Below are 21,746 nucleotides of genomic sequence, written 5' to 3'. Positions count from 1 at the left end.
TTATGAACGCGCTGAATAAAAAAACTTTCTTCACCTATTTTAAAGAGGGTGGCATTTATGTGGTGTTACTGGTGCTGCTGGCAATTATTATTATCCAGGACCCCACGTTTTTAAGCCTGATGAACCTGAGTAATATCCTGACCCAATCCTCCGTGCGTATCATTATTGCACTGGGCGTTGCCGGGCTGATCGTAACGCAAGGGACAGATCTTTCTGCCGGGCGGCAGGTAGGGTTGGCGGCGGTAATTGCGGCAACCTTGCTGCAATCGATGGATAACGTCAATAAAGTGTTTCCACAAATGGAAACCTGGTCTATTCCTCTGGTGATCTTGCTGGTTTGTGCGGTAGGTGCGGTGATCGGGCTGGTGAACGGTCTGATTATCGCTTATCTCAACGTAACGCCGTTTATCACCACCTTGGGCACCATGATCATCGTCTACGGTATCAACTCCCTATACTACGATTACGTTGGTGCATCACCGGTGGCGGGCTTCGATCCGAAATTCTCAAGCTTTGCCCAGGGCTTCTTGCGATTCGGTGATTTCAAGCTCTCTTACATTACCTTCTATGCCATTATTGCGATTATCTTTGTCTGGATCCTGTGGAACAAAACCCGTTTCGGTAAGAATATTTTCGCCATCGGGGGCAATCCGGAAGCGGCGAAAGTCTCTGGCGTCAACGTGCCATTGAATCTGATTATGATCTATGCGCTTTCTGGTGTGTTTTATGCCTTTGGTGGATTGCTGGAAGCGGGCCGTATCGGCAGCGCCACCAACAACCTTGGCTTTATGTATGAGCTGGATGCTATCGCTGCCTGCGTGGTGGGCGGGGTATCGTTCGCCGGGGGCGTAGGGACCGTGCTGGGTGTGGTGACCGGTGTGATCATCTTTACCGTCATCAACTACGGCCTAACCTACATTGGTGTTAACCCTTATTGGCAATACATTATCAAAGGCAGCATCATTATCTTCGCAGTTGCGCTTGATTCGCTGAAATACGCCAAGAAAAAATAATTTCACCGTTGATAAAATCGGCCAGTTAAAGCTGGCCGATTTTATTTGTTACGGATATTGATCGCGTCTTCAACTCTTTTTCTGTTGAGCCTTCTGTCTTTCTGCCGCCAGTTTGTTATCCAATTCGACCAATTGCTCCAGCGATACCGCCGGGTAACCTTGCGCATCTTCGGGTATGTCATGAATGGCAGAGATAGGAATTAACGGCCCCAGAAAACGCGGCTCACGTTTTAGGATATACAGATCGATCAAGGCCCCGAGGCGGGCGAAAATCTCGCGTGCTCGCACCGTCATCATGTCTTTGGGTGAAGGTACGGCATAACACTGGGCCTGGATGCCCATATGCAACGCGATAAACAGCGCGCGCTCGCAGTGGAAACGTTGGGTAATAATAATGAAGTCATTGGCGTCGAACACCTTGCGTGTGCGTACAATTGAGTCGAGGGTGCGGAACCCGGCATAGTCGAGCACAATATCGCTTGGTGCTACACCTGCGGCGATCAGATCGCGGCGCATGGTCATGGGTTCATTGTAGTTTTGCTGCGCATTGTCACCGCTTAACAGCAAGTATTTCACCTTTCCACTGTTATAGGCGTTGATCGCCCCCTGAATACGGTAGCGGTAATACTGATTGATCACGCCGGTGCGATAATACTTGGCGGTGCCGAGTACCACGCCTACCTGGCGGTGCGGCAACCCTTGCAATTCATCATAGACGTAAGGGGCTGTTTTCCAGCTTATCCAGCGATCAAGCGCAATAGCCGACAGCAACAACACCGAAATGATGATGAGTAGGCTAATTATCAGGCGTTTCCACATGTTAGTGCCCTGTGCGCGCATTTGCCAAAGTTGGATCCAAGGCTACTTTACCTGTTCGGCAGACGCAAGCAGCGTGCTTTCTTAGGCAATTTTTATTGCTGCGGGGATTGAATATCGGGGCCTGTATCAGGCCCCGATATCAAGTTTAAAACGAAGTGCGTTTGTAACTGCGGTATTGGGGACGCCAGAAGTTGTGCTCGATGGCTTTGGATAGCGCTTCTTCAGAAGTGACCACGGCAACTCCCTGCAATTGTGCGGCTTTACCTACCGCCAAGGCGATACATTTGGATACGCCTTGAATGTCGTCGATATTCGGCAATAGAGCGCCGTGGCCGTCGCTAGCCAAAGGCGAGCAGTCTGCCAAGGCACGGCTGGCCGCCATCAGCATGGCATCGGTGACGCGTGTTGCCTTCGCGGCCAGAACGCCCAGACCAATCCCAGGGAAGATGTAGGAGTTATTGCACTGGGCAATCGGGAACAACTGCTCTTTATAGGTCACCGGTGGGAATGGGCTTCCCGTTGCTACCAGCGCTGCGCCGTCTGTCCAGTTGATGATATCTTCTGGCCGCGCTTCCACGCGTGAGGTTGGGTTAGAGAGAGGCATCACGATCGGGCGCGGGCAATGCTGATGCATTTCGCGGATCAACTCCTCGGTAAACAACCCAGGCTGACCGGATACGCCGATCAAAATGGTGGGCTTGGCGTTGCGCACCACTTCCAGCAGTGAAATGGCGTCGCTTTCCACCTGCCAACCGGCCAGATTGTCACTTTTTTGTACCAGTTTGCTCTGGAAGTCGAGCAGGTTGGGTAATTTATCCGTTAGCAGGCCAAAGCGGTCAACCATAAACACCCTGGCACGGGCTTCTTCTTCACTCAGCCCTTCCGATTTCATCTGCGCAATGATCTGCTCTGCGATACCGCAACCGGCAGAACCCGCTCCCAGGAAGGTAACAGTCTGGTCACGCAGTTGGCTACCTGCCGCGCGGCTGGCGGCAATCAGGCTACCCAGCGTAACGGCGGCGGTCCCTTGAATATCATCGTTGAAACAGCACAGCTCATCACGATAGCGATTCAGCAGCGGCGTGGCGTTGTTTTGAGCAAAATCCTCAAACTGCAACAACACATTTGGCCAGCGGCGCTTCACAGCCTGAATGAACTCTTCCACAAAGGCATGATACTCATCGCCGGAAATACGCGGATGACGCCACCCCATGTAGAGCGGATCGTTCAGGCGTTGTGGGTTATTGGTCCCTGCATCCAGAACGACCGGCAGCGTATAGGCTGGGCTGATGCCACCGCAGGCGGTGTACAGAGAGAGCTTACCGATAGGAATGCCCATACCGCCGATACCCTGGTCACCTAGGCCAAGGATACGCTCGCCGTCGGTTACCACAATCACCTTAACGTTCTGCTTGGTAGCGTTTTGCAGCATATCGTCAATGCGATCACGGTTTGGATAGGAGATAAATAACCCGCGCGCACGGCGGTAGATATCGGAGAAATGCTCACAGGCTTCGCCGACCGTTGGCGTGTAGATGATAGGCATCATCTCGCTCAGGTGAGACTCCAACATGCGATAGAACAGGGTTTCGTTGGTGTCCTGAATGTTGCGCAGGTAGATATGCTTGTCATTGTCGTTCTTGAAATCCTGATACTGGCGGTATGCACGTTCCACCTGTTCTTCAATGGTTTCCACCGCTTCCGGCAGCAGGCCGTGCAGGTTGAAGTGGCTGCGCTCATCTTCGGTGAAGGCGCTACCTTTATTCAACAGTGGAAACTCCAGCAGGATTGGGCCGGCATAAGGAATGTACAGAGGGCGTTTGCTTTCGTATTCAAGTTCCATCAGTTTTACTCTTAAACGTATCGGCTAATTTTTATAAAACAGGCAGGTCGGTAGATCCTAAAACATCAGGAAAATATATACAGCAATTGTTTTTCAATGGAGAGGGGAAAATAGGGGAATTCCAATCAATTCATTGTTCAGGAGAGTGTTTGAGGGCGATAAGCAAGGTAGCGGAGCAGGTAAGGCTCCGCCTGAGGGTTCAGAAAGTAAACCGCTGGATATCCTGACAGCCCAGAGCTTCAAGCGTGGCCCGCGTGGCATCCCACTGCGTCAGGATAGCGCCTTCCGCTTCAGCCAACACAGCGCGGCGGATTTTCTGACAATCGCCACCTGAGATATTCATCAGCACCAGCGCAGCCTGCAGCGGCGGCAAGCTAGGGTTGAATGCGGCATTTTCCGCATAGCGACCAGCGTAAATCGTACCATCTTCGCCTTCCAAAGCTACGCCGCTGTGGGCTTTGCTGTAAGGGGCATGACTGCGGTTGGCTGCATCCAGGGCGGCTTTGGCCAGTTCATCTTCCAGGGCCAGTTGGAAACCATGGTCGACCGGGTCCATCAGCAACTGGTTGATTTCCAGATCTTGCGGCCCGAAGGAATAGGGTAGGTAATCCCCAAGCGTGGCCTGTGCTCTGGTCGGCAGGTTAATCAATAGCGCAGTGCCAGTGTTGAGTTCGTTCATAAACTGGCGGCAGTGGCCGCAAGGCGTGTAGTTGACGGTCACCGAAACCAGTCTGGTTTCACCGCGCAGCCAAGCATGGGTAACAGCGCACTGTTCAGCATGTACCGTTTGCTGCATTGGCGCGCCACTGAATTCCATATTGGCACCGAAGTAGAGATTACCACTGGTGCCACGGGCAATAGCGCCGACGTGAAACTGAGAAATTGGCGTTAACGAGCAGGCAGCCGCCAAAGGCAGCAGGGCAAATGCCAGACCATTGTCGTCTAACCCGCAGCGTTGCTTGATCGTTTCTACTTGGTCTGCTTCAAGCACGGCCCGAAAATCAGGCGCAGCCAGATAGGGCAACAGGGCTGATTGCAAGGTTGCTGGCAGTTCGCTATATGCAGTGTGAAAGCGCGGGTGCATAGGAAGTCTCTCTACAAGTTAACGGGGTAACATTCTAGGCAGCCTGCTGATAATAAAGTGTGATAAATGTCTAATTTTTGATGAAATTCATGTAATGAAACTCGACAATAAGCGACATAAAACAAATTTTAAAACCTAAACCCTCAGCCAAACAGTAGCAGCAATAGTGGGAACAGGAAGGGGGCAATCAGTGATGTGATGATCCCACAGATCACCAGTGCCAAGGAACTGAACGCGCCTTCCTGATAGTCCAACTCTGCGCTGCGTGCGGTGCCGAGAGCGTGTGATGCGGTTCCGATTGCCAAGCCTCGCGAAGATTTGGTGCTGATCCCCAACAGGTTGAGCAGTGAATGCCCGAAAACAGCGCCCATAATTCCGACAAAAATCACGCAGACCGCGCTGATTGCTGGAATGCCGCCGATGGAGTCGGCTACCGCCATCGCGATCGGCGTCGTGACGGATTTAGGCATAATCGACGCGGCAATATCCGGTTTCGCCCCCATCAGCAGTGCCAAGGCGCCACCGCTGATCATCGCGGTTATGCTGCCGATAAAACAGACGGTAATAATCGACTTCCAGCGAGCGCGGATCTGATGCATCTGTTCATAAAGCGGAAAGGCGAGGGCGACAACTGCGGGTTGCAGCAGGTCATTGAGGATTTTACTGCCCTGAAAGTAGTCCTCATAAGGAGTCGCGGTCAGTAACAGCAAAGGAATAATTACCGCCATTGAAACCAGCAATGGATTCAGTAATGGCGTGTTCAACCGTTGCGCTAGCCAGCGTGCCGCGAAGAAAACCACCAGCGTCAGAGGAAGCGACCACCAGATAGTGTTCATCATTTATTTTCCTCCTGGGTTTTGGTTTTACTTGCAGGAGAGCGCTCGCGGTGGAAATAGTGCGAAGAGTAGCCGACGACGACAAAAACCATCAATGTACTGATCAGGCAAGACACCACCAACGGGGCCAGATCGTCAACAATCTGGTCGTAGTAATTCATCACGCCGACACCGATGGGCACAAACAGCAAAACCATGTAGCGGATCAACAGTTGGCATCCAGGTTTGACCCATTTGGCAGGCATGATTTGTGTAGAGAGCAGGGCAAACAGGATCAGCATGCCGATAATACTGCCAGGGATGGCAATCGGCAGCAGCGCCGCAATGGCGTTGCCAAGAAACAGACTGAGGTAGATCAGCACTATCGCCCTGACATATTTCCAACACACTGTGAATACCTTGCCCATGGCTATTTCCTGTTTGACTTGACGCATTCATCATACAATTAAATTGTGATCTAAACCACAAAACGCATCATGAATTCTGGTTATGCCAATCATGCCATTTTGGCAGGTTTATCTGTGCCGGAAAGCGGTTGTTGTGCCAGCCGGTGCCCAAGGAAAAAGAACAGCAGGCTGAGTAACGCCGCCGCGATCAGCACCACAAACATCAGCGAGGGTGCAGCATAGCTTAGCAGGAAACCGCACATGATCGGATTAATCGCGCCACCGAGATTGCTGAGACTCTGCACCCCGTAGTAGCTGCCTTTCAAGTGTGCCGGGGCGATAAAGTCAATGAACATATACTCCACGGGAATAACAATGATCTCGCCAAGGCTGAAAATGGCCATCGCCAACACCCATAACCAGATTGACTGACCAGCCAGAAGAAAACCGATCAACCCCAAAACGAAAAACAGCGTGCCCAGTATCAGCCAGCGCAGCAGGTTGTCTTGGCGCATACCACGGCTAAATAGATACTGCAGGGCGATCACGATACATGCGTTGACGATCATCACCACACCGATGACCTTATAGGCGAATTCGGCGTTGGCAACGGTGATCAGATACTGTGAAAGATAGCCAGTGAACTGACCAAACACCACCGCTCCCAGCGTACTGCCGACAGTGAAATAGATCAGACGCCGATCGGCACGCAGAATACGGATAGTTTCACGGAAATTGGGCACCGCTAGCGGCGTGGTGCCATTTCCCACTTTGGGTTGATGTTGCTGACCGCGAAAGCGAAAACTCAATGTGCTTACCGTCAGTAATGCCAATCCACCGGAAAGGTAGAACGGTAATAATGGGCTGAAACCTGCCACCATCACCCCTAAAGAGGAGCCAACGGCCCAGCCGACGTTTACCAGTGTGTAATTCATCGAAAAGGCTTTGATGCGTTGCGTGACCGGTAACCAACTGGCAAAGCAGGCCTTGATGGCGATGTTGAGTACCGCATAAGCGGTATGCAGGATCGCCAGCACCACAATGATACCCGCCGGGCGAGAAACCCATGGGATAACAAAAAAACTTAGCGCAAATAGCAGGATAGCCAACAGAATAATGTGGTTTTTATTAAAGCGATCAACCAGATAGCCGCCATAAAAGCTGCTGATGATACCGATAGTCAGACTGATGCCCAGGATAATGCCGACGCTTTTAGGCAGTAGATGAAAATGCTCGGTCAGGTAGATGGTGATAAAAGGCAAAGTAACGCCACGGCCTATCGTCAGCACCAACGAACTTGCCAGCAAAAGCTTAATCAGTGGGGGGAATCCCTTCATAATCCAATCTGTTCATGCATACAGTCGTTGAGCTAGTTTGGATACAGTAACTTATTTTGCAGCGCTGAAAAGGGGAGGCGGAATAATAGTTTTAAAAAAAGAGGCTACGTCTGTAGCCTCTGGGGAAAACAGGATTATTTACCTGTTTTAGGCTGTGTCCCTTAATTGCACGCGAGCGCCGCTGGCGGTCATTTGCGCACAGGGCAAGGCGTGAGCCGCGAGGTTTGGTGGACCAAATAAGCGGCGAACAACGCCGCAATGCGCGCAAATGGCCCCAGCCCGAAGGGTCGCGCCCCAAAAGCCCGTTCTCTGTGTTGTCGGGTTTGAACAGAGGGCCACTCTGCCCTTCACCCTCCGCCTTGATAACGGGCTTTTGGGTCTGCGACGGCACCACGGGCAATTAAGGGACACAGCCTAGTTTGTAAGGTGCTGGTGGGGCGAGCTACCGTTCAGTGATGTTACTTGCTGTCAGCGTCAAATAGGGTCTTCCACTGCGGTACTGCTGTAGCAAAAGTACCACGATGGGTGGTTTTACCGGTGGAGACCGCTTTTACCTGCTGATTACCGTTACCCATTGCCTGTTGATAGGTCATTGGCAATTTGCCCAGACCCACACTGATCGCTTCGTCGCTTTCACCGTAGTAGTTTACTACCGGGCTTTTGATTACCCAGCGATAAGCCTGCGTGTCGGCAATCAATCGGCCATAGGCTGAGGCGGCAAAAAACTGTGGATCAAAATACTCTTTCCGAACCAGCTTATGTAAGTCGGTGGGGATATCCGCTATGTTGAACGGCTGTTTTTCGTAGGCTTTACGCGAAACGTCGTAATACTCATCGTTAATTACCGAACGTGCTAAACCGGGAATACCGTAATAGTTCTCGAAAGAAAAGGCGGAGAGGATAAATAGCGTTGGTACCCAGTCTGCATCATTGGCACGAGGGAAGTTGAGGAAACCGTTTAGCGCCATAAAAACATCCGCCGGTGCGCTGGCTGTCACCGCCGCATCGACAGCAACATGGCTTTTCTCGAGTTTTTCAAGAAAAGCCATGGTAACGAAACCACCTTGCGACCAGCCAGCCAGAAACAATTTTGGTGAACTAATCTGCATATGATCGAGCACTGCCTTGCTCGCTACCAGCATATCGTAGCTGGCCTGCTGGTGGCTGCCTTTTACCATATAGCCTTCTGGCTCGGTCGATTCCCCCATGCCAAAGTAATCTGCACCGATAACGATATAACCTTGCCCGGCAAACTGGGCAATCATCAGCTCTGTTTCTGGCGATTGTTCAGGGAAAGAGGGAACTTGCTGCTTGCCGTAGACCGTACCATGTTGATAGGAGACCATGGGGAAGGATTTTCCGTCAACATCGGGTATTGCCAGCAGGCCTGTAGCAACGGTTGGCTTATTACCACGCTCAGGTATCACCGAAGGATAGGTTATTCGATATAGCCTTACTGCATTGGTCGCCGGTGTATATTCGACCGAAACACCGGCAAACTGCGGAATATCTTTTTGCAGGATCTGATTGAGCTTTTCCTGGTCCCAGCGGCCTATCAACTCGAATTTTACCCCCGATACTACTGCGGTTGGCGTTGCTTCCTGTGCCTGAGACGGTGATATAGACAACAACATGAAACAAGAAAATAACAGCGCGCCCAGAGTTTTATAAAAATGAACCATAGCTTTTACCTTATGCGGATAAAATGAAAAATCTCTCTGTGATAAACAGACTGGCCTGAAGTACATCCAGTATAGACAGGTTTAGAACGGGGGATTTTTTTAATGGCTATTTTGTATTTTTCATCGGCAACCGCGTTGTTATTCCATCAACGATTGTTTGCCGCAAATGAAATGAGCCTCATTGCGAGGCTCATTTTTAGGTGGAATACGGGATTTACCCGGTACCGCTGTAAGCTGTTACTTGACCTGCATTCCTGGCTGCGCACCGCTGTCCGGGCTCAGCAGGAAGATTTCCTTGCCGCCAGGCCCAGCAGCCATCACCATACCCTCGGAAACACCAAAGCGCATCTTGCGCGGTGCCAGGTTGGCTACCATGATCGTCAGGCGGCCTACCAGCAGCGAAGGGTCAGGATAGGCTGAACGAATACCGGAGAAAATCTGGCGGGATTCGCCACCCAGATCTAACTGCAATTTCAGCAGCTTATCAGAACCTTCCACCAACTCGGCGCTCTTGATCAACGCGATACGCATGTCGACCTTGGCGAAATCGTCAAAGGAAATGGTTTCCTGCAGCGGCGCATCCGCCAGCGGACCGGTCACGACTTTGCTGGCAGCCATGTCCTCTTTTGATGCGCTAACCATCTCATTCACTTTATCGAGATCGATACGGTTGAACAGTGCCTTGAAGGTGTTCACCTGATGCCCCAATAGCGGCTGCTGGATACCCTCCCAGCTCAATTCACAGTTCAGGAATGCCTCGGCACGTTCAGTCAACGAAGGCAGCACGGGCTTCAGATAAGTCATCAGCACGCGGAACAGGTTAATGCCCATGGAGCAGATTGCCTGTAGATCGGCGTCACGGCCTTCCTCTTTTGCTACTACCCACGGCGCTTGCTCATCCACGTAGCGGTTGGCCAGATCTGCCAACGCCATGATTTCACGGATCGCCCGGCTGGTTTCACGGCTGGCATAAGCCTCGGCAATACTGACAGCTGCGTCGGTAAAGGTCTGGTACAACTCAGGATCGGCCAGGCTAGCTGACAGTTGCCCGGCAAACCGCTTGTTGATAAAGCCCGCGTTACGGGAGGCCAGGTTCACTACCTTGTTGACGATATCGGCATTCACGCGCTGGACGAAGTCTTCCAGATTCAGGTCAATATCATCGATACGTGAAGACAGCTTGGCGGCGTAGTAATAACGCAGGCAGTCAGCATCAAGGTGTTGCAGGTAAGTACCCGCTTTGATAAAGGTACCGCGTGATTTGGACATCTTCGCGCCATTCACCGTGACGTAACCATGTACAAACAGGTTGGTCGGCTTACGGAAGTTGCTGCCTTCCAACATGGCTGGCCAAAACAGGCTATGGAAGTAGACGATGTCTTTACCGATAAAGTGATACAGATCGGTGGTGGAGTCTTTACGCCAGAATTCGTCGAAATCAATGTCGCCGCGCCTGTTGCACAGGTTCTTGAATGAGCCCATATAACCGATTGGCGCATCCAGCCAGACGTAGAAATATTTACCGGGAGCATCCGGGATTTCAAAACCGAAGTAAGGGGCATCGCGGGAAATATCCCACTGCTGCAGACCGGATTCAAACCACTCCTGCATCTTGTTAGCCACCTGCTCTTGCAACGCACCGGAGCGAGTCCACGCTTGCAGCATGTCGCTGAACGCTGGCAGATCGAAGAAGTAGTGTTCCGAGTCGCGCATCTCTGGCGTAGCACCAGAAACCACCGATTTTGGTTCGATAAGCTCCGTTGGGCTATAAGTGGCACCGCAGACTTCGCAGTTATCGCCATACTGGTCCGGGGCTTTACATTTCGGGCAGGTGCCTTTCACAAAACGGTCCGGCAGGAACATGCCTTTCTCAGGATCGTAAAGCTGGGAAATAGTACGCTTCTTGATATAACCGTTCTCTTTCAGACGGCTATAAATCAGGCTCGACAGTTCACGGTTTTCGTCGCTATGGGTGGAGTGATAATTATCATAGCTGATGCCAAAACCGGCGAAATCCTGTTGGTGTTCGCGGCTCATCTCCGCAATCATTTCTTCCGGCTCAATACCCATCTGTTGTGCTTTCAGCATGATCGGCGTGCCGTGTGCGTCATCCGCACAGATGAAATGAACTTCGTTGCCGCGCATTCGTTGGTAACGAACCCAGATGTCTGCCTGGATGTGCTCGAGCATGTGGCCGAGATGGATGGAACCATTTGCGTACGGTAGCGCGCACGTCACCAATATTTTTTTCGCGACTTGAGCCATAGTGAGAACTTGATTTCTGTTATCAATAAAAGGGGTTTAGATGTTAACCGATCCCGCCCTTCGCTGCTAGGGCGGTTTCTTTCGGGTTAGATGAGTGAGTCAACGCGCAGTTCTGATATGCTTAGCGAGTCGCTACTCATACAAAAAATCAAGGAGCCGGGATGAACGCTAAATCCCCTGAGCAGACTAACCCTGAAGTTCTGCGCGCCCTGGTGACCGGTGTATTGGCCACCTTTGAACACCCGACGTTAAAAAATAACCTGACGACGTTGAAAGCCATCCATCATTGTGCCGTGCTGGACAATGTGCTGCATATCGAACTGACGATGCCTTTCCCGTGGCAAAGCGGTTTTGCGGTGCTGAAAGAGACCGTTGGCGACGAACTGCTGCGTGTCACCGGCGCACAGTCTATTGATTGGAAGCTGAAACACGATGTCACTACCCTGAAACGTGCCAATGAGCAGGCGGGCGTGAAAGGCGTGCGCAACATCGTTGCGGTCAGCTCCGGCAAAGGCGGGGTAGGGAAATCCAGTACTGCCGTCAATCTGGCGCTGGCGTTGATTGCTGAAGGTGCAAAAGTTGGCATACTCGATGCGGATATTTATGGCCCGTCGATCCCCAATATGCTCGGCACCGAGCACCAACGGCCAACCTCGCCGGACGGCAAGCACATGGCCCCAATTATGGCTCATGGCTTGGCTACCAACTCGATTGGTTATCTGGTGACGGACGACAACGCTATGGTTTGGCGTGGGCCAATGGCCAGCAAAGCGTTGCTGCAAATGCTGCAGGACACCTTGTGGCCGGATCTGGATTATCTGGTAATAGATATGCCGCCGGGAACGGGTGACATTCAGCTAACGCTGTCACAGAACATCCCGGTAACGGGTGCGTTGGTGGTAACCACGCCACAGGATATTGCACTGCTGGATGCGGCAAAAGGCATCGTCATGTTTGAGAAGGTACATGTACCGGTATTGGGTATTGTTGAAAACATGAGCGTGCATATTTGTAGCAACTGTGGCCATCACGAGCCTGTGTTTGGTACAGGTGGCGCAGAAAAGCTGGTGAAAAAGTACAACAGCCGTCTACTGGGGCAAATGCCGTTACATATTTCGTTGCGTGAAGATCTGGACCGTGGGCAACCTACGGTGATCAGCCGCCCAGACAGTGAATTTGCCGAAATATATCGGCAACTGGCTGGCCGCGTTGCCGCACAGATGTATTGGCAAGGTGAGTCAATCCCAACCGAGATCGCTTTCCGAGCGTTGTAATTGCTCAAGTGAAACCCTCTCCCGATTGGGGGGAGGGCACTGGTTCTATTAGTGGCTCAGCGAAGATGAAACGGCGGGTTTGGTATGCAAATCTGCCCGAACAAACGGTTTTTCTATTGGCGCGATAGTCACGGCAATTCTTTCCAGCAACCCTTGGGTTGGTGCCGCAGAGCCGGTGTTGATCAGTATCAGTGGCAGAACCAGCGCGGCGGCAATTTTACGGTAGGAAAGTCTTGGTGGGTGCGAACCGCGCTGAAGCAACAGAAATGTACTGCTCACAACAAAGCCGAGCGCCAGGCCAGTGATGACTTCCGAAGTTGAATGAGCGTGAATAACCAAACGTGAATACCCCACTACAGCGGCCAGTAAATAACCGGCAACTACCGCCACACGCCGGACTGGCGAAGAGAAACGCCCGCACAGCAGCCACAGCAGAACTGGCCAGATGCTGGCAGAAAGTGCCGAGTGGCCGCTGAAACCAGTAAAATCAAACGTGCGGCTGCCTATTCCCCATCCCATAAATGCCAGTTTAGATACGCACACCACGGCACCGACACCGCCAAACAACAGTGTCCATTCCCAGGTCTGTCTTCTGCAGGTGGGGGAAAGCATCAAAATAATAAAGATGATTGCCGCGCAGGGCAGCAACAGCATGCTATCACCAAAAAAAGTCAGAAAATGCCAGTTCATGTGCCGCTTTACTCTAAGAAGGTGGATTTAGAAAGTGGTTAGCTCAATATCAGCCTGAAGGATTGTACTCTGAGCGGCTGGTTTGCAGTAGTGTAACAATTCTGAAAGCGCAGGTTTTTAGGCCTATTAACGACCCATTGGCCGCTGAAACACTGGCGTGCAGGGACGTAACTCCCTATAATTGCCACGTAGTGTACCCGTCGTTTTTCAAGCTGCAGTGGTGTTACCATGCGTGCATGGTCATTACTTGAGGCAGTTCCAGGGGGGTTGATACCCTTCCGCCTGCAGCTACAAGAAACTAATGGGGTATCGTTCCCCTTCCCCCACTTTGAAACCAGGTCTTTAATTTTATGACTGACAAGTCGCATCAGTGCGTCATTATTGGTATAGCTGGCGCATCAGCTTCCGGTAAAAGCCTTATTGCCAGTACCTTGTATCGCGAACTGCGTGATCAGGTTGGCGACCAACATATCGGTGTGATCCCGGAAGACTGTTACTACAAAGACCAGACACACCTGACTATGGAAGAACGAGTCAAAACCAACTATGACCATCCGAGCGCCATGGATCACAATCTGCTGATCCAGCATCTGCAAATGCTGAAAGCCGGCCAGTCGGTTGAACTGCCACAGTATAGTTATACCGAGCATACGCGCAAAACAGAGACCATCCATCTGGAACCGAAGAAGGTCATCATTCTGGAAGGGATCCTGCTATTGACCGATATCCGTCTGCGCCAGGAGATGAATTTCTCGATTTTTGTCGATACCCCGCTGGATATTTGCCTGATGCGCCGCATGAAACGCGATGTGAATGAGCGTGGCCGTTCGATGGATTCAGTGATGGCGCAGTATCAGAAAACCGTTCGTCCCATGTTCCTGCAGTTTATTGAGCCTTCCAAGCAGTATGCCGATATTATTGTTCCGCGCGGTGGCAAAAATCGCATAGCGATTGATATTTTGAAAGCGAAGATCAGCCAATTCTTTGAATAAAGCCTTCAAAGGCCTGGAGACTGTGCTTTTTCGGCCTTTGGCCAACAATTTGAGTCCTGACATGGATCTTTTGCCTATTGTGTGGCAATTTTCGTATGAGTTTATGCGCCTAGAAGTGATGGAGACTACCCAATGAGACTGTGTGACCGTGATATAGAAGCCTGGCTGGACAACGAAAAACTGGTGATTACGCCGCGTCCGCCTATCGAGCGTATAAACGGGGCCACAGTGGATGTCCGTTTGGGCAACCAGTTCCGCGTGTTCCGTGGCCATACGGCTGCCTATATCGACCTGAGCGGCCCAAAAGATGAAGTGAGTGCCGCACTTGACCGCGTGATGAGTGATGAGATTGTGTTGCCGGAGGGTGAGGCATTTTTCCTGCATCCGGGGGAGTTGGCGCTGGCGGTAACGCTCGAGTCGGTAACGCTGCCAAACGATCTGGTTGGCTGGCTTGATGGCCGTTCTTCTTTGGCGCGTCTCGGGCTGATGGTGCATGTGACGGCACACCGTATTGATCCCGGTTGGAAGGGCCGAATTGTACTGGAGTTCTATAATTCAGGTAAGCTGCCATTAGCGCTGCGCCCAGGTATGCTGATCGGCGCGTTGAGTTTTGAACCTCTTTCCGGGCCAGCGGCGCGGCCGTACAATAGCCGTCAGGATGCGAAATATAAAGATCAGCAAGGGGCAGTGGCCAGCCGAATTGACAAGGACTGACAGCATCGGCTCGCTACACGAATTGCTTCGATATGCAGCTTGGTCGCAGGCTGTTACTTTTGTATGCAATGGTGAACGCTGGTAAAGGCGCGGCAGGTTGAGGTAAGAGGGGAGCAAACCTGCGTGGCTGATAAGAGGATGGCATGAGAAGACTATTGACGACGTTGGCAATTTTGCTGGTGGTATTGGTGGCAGGCATGACTGCGTTGGTGCTGTTGGTCAATCCAAACGATTTCCGTGCCTATATGGTCAAGAAGGTTGAACAGCGTAGCGGCTACCAACTGACGCTGGAAGGTGACCTTCGTTGGCATGTTTGGCCGCAGCTCAGCATTCTGGCCGGGCGAATGACGCTGACTGCGCCAGGGGCACAAGCCCCAGTGATCAGTGCCGATAATATGCGTCTTGATGTCAAACTGTTACCACTATTCTCCCATCAACTCTTTGTGAAGCAGGTCATGCTGAAAAGCGCTGTGATCCGCCTTACCCCCGATAGCGAACAACAAAGCCAGCCGGATGCGCCAATAGCCCCCGGTGGCCACCCGGTTGACGATAATGCCGAATCATTATGGAAGTTTGATATCGATAATCTGCGGGTGGTAGATAGCCTGCTGATTTGGCAGCGCGCCAATAACGAGCAGATAAATGTCCGCGATATCAATTTAACCTTGCAGCAGAGCGGCCAGCGTTTGGCGCAGATGGAACTTTCGAGCCGGGTGAATCGCGATCAGCGCGACCTGACGTTCACCATGGCCGCCGATATTGATTTGCAGCAGTATCCGCGCCAGATCGGTGCAAAAGTGACTCAGTTCAGTTACCAACTGGAAGGGGCGGATATTATCGCGGGTGGTATCAAAGGTGAGGGCAGTGGGCAGGCGGTTTATCAACAGTCGCCGCAGCAAATCGCCTTAAGCCAACTGATGTTCAGCGCCAACGGCAACCAACTTACAGGCAGCATCGGCGCACAATTTGGTCCCATTCCTTCCTACACGCTGGATCTGGCCGCTACGCAACTCAATCTGGATATGCTCTCAGGTTGGCATACCAAAACAGCTGATGAGACAACAACGGCACCGCCAGTAGCGGCCTCACCGGTCATTGCCAATCAAACCGAAGACATGCAGCAGAATCTTCAGGCATTGCGCGAGTTCAATGCGCAGATAAACCTAAAGGCGGAGCAGGTCACTTACCGTGGCATGAACATTGGCCAACTGGCGGTTAAGGCTAACAACCAGCAGGGCTTGCTGGCGGTGGACACGCTGTCCGGCAAGTTGGCTGGGGGTGATTTTGCTATACCTGGTTCGTTGGATGCGCGTGCCAATAAACCTGTGATCAAGCTACAACCGGTGTTACGGCAGATTGAGTTGGGTGAGGTGCTCAAGGCATTTAACATGCCGTCGGCGATAACCGGTGCTTTCACTATGCAGGGTGATTTAGTTGGCGAGCGGTTTACCGCATCCTCTTTCAGACAGCGTTGGCATGGTACGGCAGAATTGACCATGCAGAATGCTCAACTTCATGGCTTGAATATCCAGCAACTCATTCAGCGTGCTGTCGCTCGTACAACCAGCGACGTAAGTGGCCAAGATAGCTACCAGCGTTATACCGAAGTAAAACAGGTAAGCGCTAAAGCCAGCCTGAACCAAGGGACGGTTACCCTCAGCGAACTGGTGGCAGAATCACCACTGTTGAGTTTGAGCGGTGGCGGTACGCTGGATTTGCCGGGCGAGCAGTGTGATGTGATATTGAACGTATTGGTTACTGGTGGCTGGCAGGGTAACAATGAGCTAATTGCACAATTGAGGAAAACGCCGATCCCGCTGCGTGTCTATGGCCCCTGGAAGCAACTCAATTATCAACTGCAGGTTGAACAGCTATTGCGCAAAACCCTGGAAAATAGGGCTAAAGATGCGCTGAATAAGTGGGCCGATAAGAATAAGGCCTCCCAGACAGGGCAAGATCTGAAGAAACTGCTCGATAAGTTGTGATCTCTGCCCGCTAGGGTTAACTAATGCAAACGCCCTTACTGGAATAGTAGGGCGTTTGGGCCCAAGAGAGGAGAGTTCCTCCCGACGATAACTAATCCCTAGATGTATAAAGCAAGGATTGAAGGTGCCAAAAGCGAATTCGAATGCCACCATTGTAGATATTGCCCGCCGCGCCAAGGTGACGAGTATTACGGTTTCCCGTGCTTTTAATAAACCAGAACTGCTAAAGCCAGAGACACTAGAGAAAATTCATGCTATCGCCAAAGAGCTTAACTATGTGCCGAATGCCTTTGCTCAGGGATTAAAGAAAAGTAGTAGCCAGATTATTGGTATTGTGACCAGCAGCATGTATAACCCCTTTTATTCCAACCTGATCCAAACCGTTTCGCGTATCGCCCGTCTGCAGGGCTATCAGATTATGTTGTTCGATACCGACGGTAGTGAAGAGGCGGAAGTTCAGGCCGTTCAAGCGTTGTTTGGCTATAAGGTGCGCGGTATTCTGCTTTCTCCGGTGCGTGATGACAAACACTATCAGCCAGCCTATCTCGATCAGGCCGAGCGTTATCATATTCCGGTTATTCTGATTGATAGAGATATTTATAATCAGCAACTCAGTGGGGTGTTTCTCAATAATAAGGAGATCGGCTACCTCGCTGGGAAATATCTGGCCGAGCAACAGGAAAGTAAAATTCTTATTCTTGGTGGTCCGGCGGATTCGGAAATTACCCTGGCAAGAACTAAGGGTATTATTGATTCACTGAAGAGCAGAGAAACCGAAATTACTATCATCAATGGTGATTATGATTTCATTTCGCAAGCGGCGCAGGTGAGAGATTATCTTGCCGATGCCAAAAATCAGCCTGATTGTATTGTTGGCCTGAACGGGACTATCACTCTGGGGGCAATTTCTCTCTGTCACCAGCTTGGCCTTTATCAAAAGGTTAAGTTTTTCTCTGTCGATGAGCCACCCAAAGCGCGGGATTATGGTTTGCACATTGCGGGGGTTTACCATGATACGCAGACGCTGGGGGAGATAGCGGCTGAGTTGCTGTTTGATGCAATCAAGAATAAAAGTAGCGAACTGCCCTTAAGGCGCGAGTTTTTCACCGGTAAATTACTTTCCTGGTAAAGCGGGGGCAGCTAATCCCGCTTGTAAAAGCTGTTTTTTGTTCACAATGCCTTCATCTATGTAAGTCCGGTGTAATGGGAATTGCCGTCAAGAGGGTGCAATTACATGCAACACCCCTGAACGGCAATTGCAGGGCCCAAGGCGGGGCCCTGCACCCGCGCCTACGCTTAACATGGCCTGCCCGCTGCGCGGGTCCCTTCGCTGCCCCCCCGTTACCGGACGGGTCGGCTCAATTCACATCCATGTTCATATCGCCTCAACCGGCCCTCCATGGCCGGTTGCCCCTGGCAACGGTGTCTTGCTCAGCAGACCATGATGCGCTCAAGGTCAACACCCGAATCTGTTATCACCGGGCAGCATCGACATGGGTGTTGATAATAGAACGTCAAGCAATACGAAAGGTTAGGTGAGCACAGGTGTTGAGGCCATTGAAGGCGCCGAAGGGGCGAGGCTCAAGGATGAGCCGAGTATTCGGGAGTCGCGCAGCGACCGCCTGATTTGGCCAGGGCCGGGGAGCAGGGGGCTGGCTCTTGAGCCCCCTGCTCGGGCGCGTTCACTTGATCACAGAAAGAAGGTGGGTTGTTTAGCGACCGAAATAAATACTCTAGCTCTCATACTAAAATATGAACAAGAGCCTGCTTCTAAAGGAGGAACCTTTATTGGCCGTAGTAAGCATTTTTACCGTGCTTGCGTAAAAAGTGCTTGTCCAGCAGCGCGGATTGCATTGGTTGGATCGCCGGTGCCAACTGCCGCGTAGCCATCGCCATCGCCGCGACCTCCTCCAGCACCACCGCATTATGCACCGCATCTGCTGCGGTTTTCCCCCAGGAAAATGGGCCGTGGGAGTATACCAACACACCGGGTACCTGCTGCGGGTCGCGCTTTGCAAGCCGAAACGTCTCGATGATCACCTCACCGGTTTGCCGCTCGTAGTCACCGGTAATTTCCTCTTCATGCATCGGGCGGGTGCAGGGAATATCACCGTAGAAATAGTCGGCATGCGTGGTGCCCAAAGCCGGGATCGCCTGACCTGCCTGCGCCCAGATAGTGGCATTACGGCTATGGGTATGCACAATGCCGCCGATATCGGGGAATGCGCGATACAATGCCAGATGGGTATCGGTATCCGAAGAGGGTTTACAGCACCCTTCACGTATGACTCCATCGAGATCTACTACCACCAAATCATCCACCGTCATTATCTCGTAGGCAATTCCCGAGGGTTTGATTACCATCAACCCCTGCTGACGATCAATAGCGGAGACATTTCCCCAGGTAAAGGTCACCAGACCATAGCCCGGCAGGCTGAGGTTAGCGGCTAATACCTGCTGTTTCAGTTGGTTCAACATGCGATGCCCCCGATTCTCATCTGCTGTTCAATCCAGCTTTTTGCCTGGGTAATATGCTGACTGTCCTGCCCGTCGTTGCGCGCCCACATTTCCAGTAAGAATGGGCCTTGATAGTTAAGCCTGTTGAGCACGGAAAACGTGTGGGCAAAGTCGACACATCCGCTGCCGAAGTGCACATCGCGAAACTGCCCGCTGGTGCCAGGCAATACGGGCAACGTATCCTTCAAATGAATGGCGGTGATCTTATCGATACCTTGTTCGAGTTCAAAAGCCACGTCATTACCCCAGGCGCTCAAGTTGCCGATATCCGGGTAGACGGTAAACCACGGGCTGGGGATTTGCCGCGCCAACTCACGCCATTTGCTGATGCTGTTGATAAACGTGGTGTCCATGATTTCGACGGATAGCATCACTTGGGCTTTGGCCGCCAGCGCAACGGCCCACTGCATGCCTTCAATAAAATGTTGCCGTGTCTCAAGGTTGGCGCTTTCGTAATAGACATCGTACCCGGCCAGTTGGATATTGCGGATCCCAATGTCTACCGCGAAGTCCAATGCCTTTTCCATCAATACTCGAGCCTGCTGGCGGGTGGCCGTATCTTTACTGCCAAAGGGATAGCGCCGATGAGCCGACAGGCACATGCTGGGCAGTGCAATACCACTGTCAAAACGGGCATTAATCAGCGCCATGCGCTGCTTGCGATCCCAATCCAGCCGCTGCTGACGTTCCGGCTGTTCATCAATGGAAATTTCCATAAACTGAAAACCCAATTCATGGGCGGTGTCCAAACGTTGAGCCCAACTTAGCTGTGCAGGTAAGGCTTTCTCATATAAGCCCAGACAAACAGGGTTAGTGGTGTGCATGGTTGGCCTCACTTAAGGTCTTGGCAGTGTTCAGGTAGTCCGAAAATCGATCGCGTAGGCGGCGGTTTGCTGCCGGATCGGAGAAGTAGGTGTGTACTTCGGGCTGAATAACCTGTACGGCTTCGGTAAAACTGGCATATTCCCCCGCCCCGACGGCGGCACAAATGGCGGCTGCCCGGCAACCACTCTGCTGAATATTCACTACCTCCAGCGGCAGGTTGCCGGCGTTGGCGAACATCTGCATCCAGACTTCGGACTGTGTTGGGCCGCCGGTCATGCGGATCCTTTCCACTGCTGGATTAAGTGCCACCAGCCGATCCTGATGGACCAGGTGGGAAAAGACGATGCCCTGATAAATAGCGTGCACAATATCGGCCATATCATGGTGGCCACGCAGACCAAGAAGCGCACCCGGCAGATTGTTGCCCAGGTTGGATCCATACAGATAAGGCAAAAAGACAATCTCGCTGGGTTGTTGGCTGCGCTCTGCCACCCAACAATTAAATTGCGCGTAACGCTGATGATCGTTATCGCAGAACTGGCGCAGGAACCAGGCCAGATTGCTTGCCGAAGTAGGGCTACCTTCATGCACAAAGTAGCGGTCTGCCATGCAATAGCGCCCCCAGGCAAAAGGGTGAGCCGAAGGGATCAGGTTTTCCGTGACACAGGTGGCTATCGACCATGTGCCTGCAACCGTGCTCAGGGTACGCTCGTCCACAACACCTGAACAAAGTGCGGCACCTACCACGTCAAACAGTCCGCCATATACCGCTGTTCCTGCCGCTAATCCGCACTGTGCAGCGGCGGAGGAAGTCACTTGCCCGGCAAGTTCAGCTGAACCTAGCAGTGGCGCAGTTTTATCGGCTACCTCCTCGATGCCAAAGGCCGCCATCAGCAGCGGGTCGTAGTCAGCGCTTTGTTGGTTAAACAGGTTACTACCGGAGATATTGGTGATTTCCGCCGCGGCTTCGCCGGTCAGCCGAAAACGCAGATAGTCATGCGCCATCAGCACCCTGTCAATGGCCGCATACTGTGCCGGTTCATGCTGCTTCAGCCAACGCAGTAACACTGCCGGGTGGCCGCTCCAGATAGGTTGCATGCTGCGAGGATAGGTAACCGCTTCAATGCCCTGACGCTGCAAATCAGCAACGGTTGCGGTGGCGCGGGTATCTGACGAAATAATGCCATTGCGCACGGGTTGCCCATTTTTATCAATGGCGTACAACCCTTTGCCATGAGAAGAGAAACTGACGCCACGCACCTGCTTGCTGGAAACGGAAGCGAGGCTAAGCACCTGGCGCAGTGTCTGACAAAGATCCTGCCACAGCGCTTCCATTGCCCGCTCACTGAAACCCGGCTGGACGCACAGCACCTCGCCATCACATTCCGCGACGGCAATTTCCTTACCATCGGCGCGGTACAACCCCGCTTTGATAACGGTGCCGCCAATATCAATCCCTAAAAAATATCCCATATCGGTACCTC

Annotated in this window: 18 protein-coding genes; 6 read left to right on the top strand and 12 right to left on the bottom strand. The window is 52.1% G+C overall.

Features of this window, described 5'->3' with window-relative positions; translation table 11 throughout:
• The first annotated feature begins 2 nt into the window (after nucleotides 1-2).
• Entirely contained in the window at nucleotides 3-1,013 is a 1,011-nt protein-coding gene (gene mglC / locus SAQUA_RS15655) for a galactose/methyl galactoside ABC transporter permease MglC (protein ID WP_380680359.1), read from the top strand.
• Between the two features lie 69 nt (nucleotides 1,014-1,082).
• Here mglC and sanA read toward each other — a convergent pair whose 3' ends face one another.
• From sanA to metG, 8 genes are all read right to left on the bottom strand, one after another.
• Nucleotides 1,083-1,832, bottom strand: a complete 750-nt coding sequence (gene sanA / locus SAQUA_RS15650) for an outer membrane permeability protein SanA (RefSeq protein WP_380680356.1) — start codon at nucleotides 1,830-1,832, stop codon at nucleotides 1,083-1,085.
• Nucleotides 1,833-1,977: 145 nt separating this feature from the next.
• The gene (locus SAQUA_RS15645) at nucleotides 1,978-3,675 is read right to left on the bottom strand and encodes an NAD-dependent malic enzyme (protein ID WP_380680352.1); all 1,698 of its coding nucleotides are present in this window, start codon (nucleotides 3,673-3,675) and stop codon (nucleotides 1,978-1,980) included.
• 199 nt (nucleotides 3,676-3,874) lie between these two features.
• Complete coding sequence (gene cdd / locus SAQUA_RS15640; protein WP_380680349.1) at nucleotides 3,875-4,759, bottom strand: cytidine deaminase; 885 nt, start codon at nucleotides 4,757-4,759, stop codon at nucleotides 3,875-3,877.
• A 143-nt stretch (nucleotides 4,760-4,902) separates the two neighbouring features.
• Nucleotides 4,903-5,598: a CidB/LrgB family autolysis modulator gene (locus SAQUA_RS15635; protein ID WP_380680346.1), complete on the bottom strand. Its 696-nt coding sequence runs from the start codon at nucleotides 5,596-5,598 to the stop codon at nucleotides 4,903-4,905.
• Nucleotides 5,595-6,002, bottom strand: a complete 408-nt coding sequence (locus SAQUA_RS15630) for a CidA/LrgA family protein (protein WP_380680343.1) — start codon at nucleotides 6,000-6,002, stop codon at nucleotides 5,595-5,597. The genes SAQUA_RS15635 and SAQUA_RS15630 overlap by 4 nt, the downstream gene beginning before the upstream one ends.
• A gap of 89 nt (nucleotides 6,003-6,091) precedes the next feature.
• Nucleotides 6,092-7,318, bottom strand: a complete 1,227-nt coding sequence (locus SAQUA_RS15625; protein WP_380680340.1) for an MFS transporter — start codon at nucleotides 7,316-7,318, stop codon at nucleotides 6,092-6,094.
• Nucleotides 7,319-7,776: 458 nt separating this feature from the next.
• Entirely contained in the window at nucleotides 7,777-9,000 is a 1,224-nt protein-coding gene (locus SAQUA_RS15620; RefSeq protein ID WP_380680337.1) for an alpha/beta hydrolase family protein, read from the bottom strand.
• A gap of 237 nt (nucleotides 9,001-9,237) precedes the next feature.
• Nucleotides 9,238-11,265: a methionine--tRNA ligase gene (gene metG / locus SAQUA_RS15615; RefSeq protein WP_380680334.1), complete on the bottom strand. Its 2,028-nt coding sequence runs from the start codon at nucleotides 11,263-11,265 to the stop codon at nucleotides 9,238-9,240.
• 161 nt (nucleotides 11,266-11,426) lie between these two features.
• Between metG and apbC the strand changes: the two genes are divergently transcribed.
• On the top strand, nucleotides 11,427-12,539 hold the full coding sequence (gene apbC, locus SAQUA_RS15610; protein WP_380680331.1) for an iron-sulfur cluster carrier protein ApbC: 1,113 nt from the start codon (nucleotides 11,427-11,429) through the stop codon (nucleotides 12,537-12,539).
• Between the two features lie 48 nt (nucleotides 12,540-12,587).
• Here the strand turns inward: apbC and SAQUA_RS15605 are convergent, their stop codons facing one another.
• Nucleotides 12,588-13,229, bottom strand: a complete 642-nt coding sequence (locus SAQUA_RS15605; RefSeq protein ID WP_380680328.1) for a phosphatase PAP2 family protein — start codon at nucleotides 13,227-13,229, stop codon at nucleotides 12,588-12,590.
• Nucleotides 13,230-13,579: 350 nt separating this feature from the next.
• Here SAQUA_RS15605 and udk point away from each other — a divergent pair, with 350 nt between their 5' ends.
• The 4 genes from udk to SAQUA_RS15585 all read left to right on the top strand — a co-directional run bounded on the left by udk (nucleotide 13,580) and on the right by SAQUA_RS15585 (nucleotide 18,049).
• The gene (udk, locus tag SAQUA_RS15600) at nucleotides 13,580-14,221 is read left to right on the top strand and encodes a uridine kinase (protein ID WP_380680325.1); all 642 of its coding nucleotides are present in this window, start codon (nucleotides 13,580-13,582) and stop codon (nucleotides 14,219-14,221) included.
• Nucleotides 14,222-14,353: 132 nt separating this feature from the next.
• Nucleotides 14,354-14,935, top strand: a complete 582-nt coding sequence (gene dcd / locus SAQUA_RS15595; protein ID WP_380680322.1) for a dCTP deaminase — start codon at nucleotides 14,354-14,356, stop codon at nucleotides 14,933-14,935.
• A 143-nt stretch (nucleotides 14,936-15,078) separates the two neighbouring features.
• On the top strand, nucleotides 15,079-16,920 hold the full coding sequence (gene asmA, locus SAQUA_RS15590; RefSeq protein ID WP_380680319.1) for an outer membrane assembly protein AsmA: 1,842 nt from the start codon (nucleotides 15,079-15,081) through the stop codon (nucleotides 16,918-16,920).
• Nucleotides 16,921-17,044: 124 nt separating this feature from the next.
• Nucleotides 17,045-18,049, top strand: coding sequence for a LacI family DNA-binding transcriptional regulator (locus tag SAQUA_RS15585; protein WP_380680316.1), 1,005 nt, complete (start codon nucleotides 17,045-17,047; stop codon nucleotides 18,047-18,049).
• A 656-nt stretch (nucleotides 18,050-18,705) separates the two neighbouring features.
• Here SAQUA_RS15585 and araD read toward each other — a convergent pair.
• From araD to SAQUA_RS15570, 3 genes are read right to left on the bottom strand one after another with little or no spacing between them, the layout of a single operon-like run.
• Nucleotides 18,706-19,398, bottom strand: coding sequence for an L-ribulose-5-phosphate 4-epimerase (gene araD / locus SAQUA_RS15580; RefSeq protein ID WP_380680313.1), 693 nt, complete (start codon nucleotides 19,396-19,398; stop codon nucleotides 18,706-18,708).
• On the bottom strand, nucleotides 19,392-20,261 hold the full coding sequence (locus SAQUA_RS15575) for an L-ribulose-5-phosphate 3-epimerase (protein WP_380680310.1): 870 nt from the start codon (nucleotides 20,259-20,261) through the stop codon (nucleotides 19,392-19,394). Before SAQUA_RS15575 ends, araD begins: the two co-directional genes overlap by 7 nt.
• Nucleotides 20,248-21,735, bottom strand: coding sequence for an FGGY-family carbohydrate kinase (locus tag SAQUA_RS15570; protein ID WP_380680307.1), 1,488 nt, complete (start codon nucleotides 21,733-21,735; stop codon nucleotides 20,248-20,250). Before SAQUA_RS15570 ends, SAQUA_RS15575 begins: the two co-directional genes overlap by 14 nt.
• Nucleotides 21,736-21,746 lie beyond the last annotated feature (11 nt).

This window comes from Serratia aquatilis (assembly GCF_044865145.1).
Classification (GTDB): domain Bacteria; phylum Pseudomonadota; class Gammaproteobacteria; order Enterobacterales; family Enterobacteriaceae; genus Chania; species Chania aquatilis.
The sequence above is the reverse complement of the archived record's forward strand: the minus strand, read 5'-3'. Positions and strand labels throughout refer to the sequence as shown.

Bases quoted from the DNA above. Each gene is read 5' to 3' on its own strand.
- mglC (WP_380680359.1), top strand. From the start codon at position 3: ATGAACGCGCTGAATAAAAAAACTTTCTTCACCTATTTTAAAGAGGGT.
- sanA (WP_380680356.1), bottom strand. From the start codon at position 1,832: ATGTGGAAACGCCTGATAATTAGCCTACTCATCATCATTTCGGTGTTG.
- SAQUA_RS15645 (WP_380680352.1), bottom strand. From the start codon at position 3,675: ATGGAACTTGAATACGAAAGCAAACGCCCTCTGTACATTCCTTATGCC.
- cdd (WP_380680349.1), bottom strand. From the start codon at position 4,759: ATGCACCCGCGCTTTCACACTGCATATAGCGAACTGCCAGCAACCTTG.
- SAQUA_RS15635 (WP_380680346.1), bottom strand. From the start codon at position 5,598: ATGATGAACACTATCTGGTGGTCGCTTCCTCTGACGCTGGTGGTTTTC.
- SAQUA_RS15630 (WP_380680343.1), bottom strand. From the start codon at position 6,002: ATGGGCAAGGTATTCACAGTGTGTTGGAAATATGTCAGGGCGATAGTG.
- SAQUA_RS15625 (WP_380680340.1), bottom strand. From the start codon at position 7,318: ATGAAGGGATTCCCCCCACTGATTAAGCTTTTGCTGGCAAGTTCGTTG.
- SAQUA_RS15620 (WP_380680337.1), bottom strand. From the start codon at position 9,000: ATGGTTCATTTTTATAAAACTCTGGGCGCGCTGTTATTTTCTTGTTTC.
- metG (WP_380680334.1), bottom strand. From the start codon at position 11,265: ATGGCTCAAGTCGCGAAAAAAATATTGGTGACGTGCGCGCTACCGTAC.
- apbC (WP_380680331.1), top strand. From the start codon at position 11,427: ATGAACGCTAAATCCCCTGAGCAGACTAACCCTGAAGTTCTGCGCGCC.
- SAQUA_RS15605 (WP_380680328.1), bottom strand. From the start codon at position 13,229: ATGAACTGGCATTTTCTGACTTTTTTTGGTGATAGCATGCTGTTGCTG.
- udk (WP_380680325.1), top strand. From the start codon at position 13,580: ATGACTGACAAGTCGCATCAGTGCGTCATTATTGGTATAGCTGGCGCA.
- dcd (WP_380680322.1), top strand. From the start codon at position 14,354: ATGAGACTGTGTGACCGTGATATAGAAGCCTGGCTGGACAACGAAAAA.
- asmA (WP_380680319.1), top strand. From the start codon at position 15,079: ATGAGAAGACTATTGACGACGTTGGCAATTTTGCTGGTGGTATTGGTG.
- araD (WP_380680313.1), bottom strand. From the start codon at position 19,398: ATGTTGAACCAACTGAAACAGCAGGTATTAGCCGCTAACCTCAGCCTG.
- SAQUA_RS15575 (WP_380680310.1), bottom strand. From the start codon at position 20,261: ATGCACACCACTAACCCTGTTTGTCTGGGCTTATATGAGAAAGCCTTA.
- SAQUA_RS15570 (WP_380680307.1), bottom strand. From the start codon at position 21,735: ATGGGATATTTTTTAGGGATTGATATTGGCGGCACCGTTATCAAAGCG.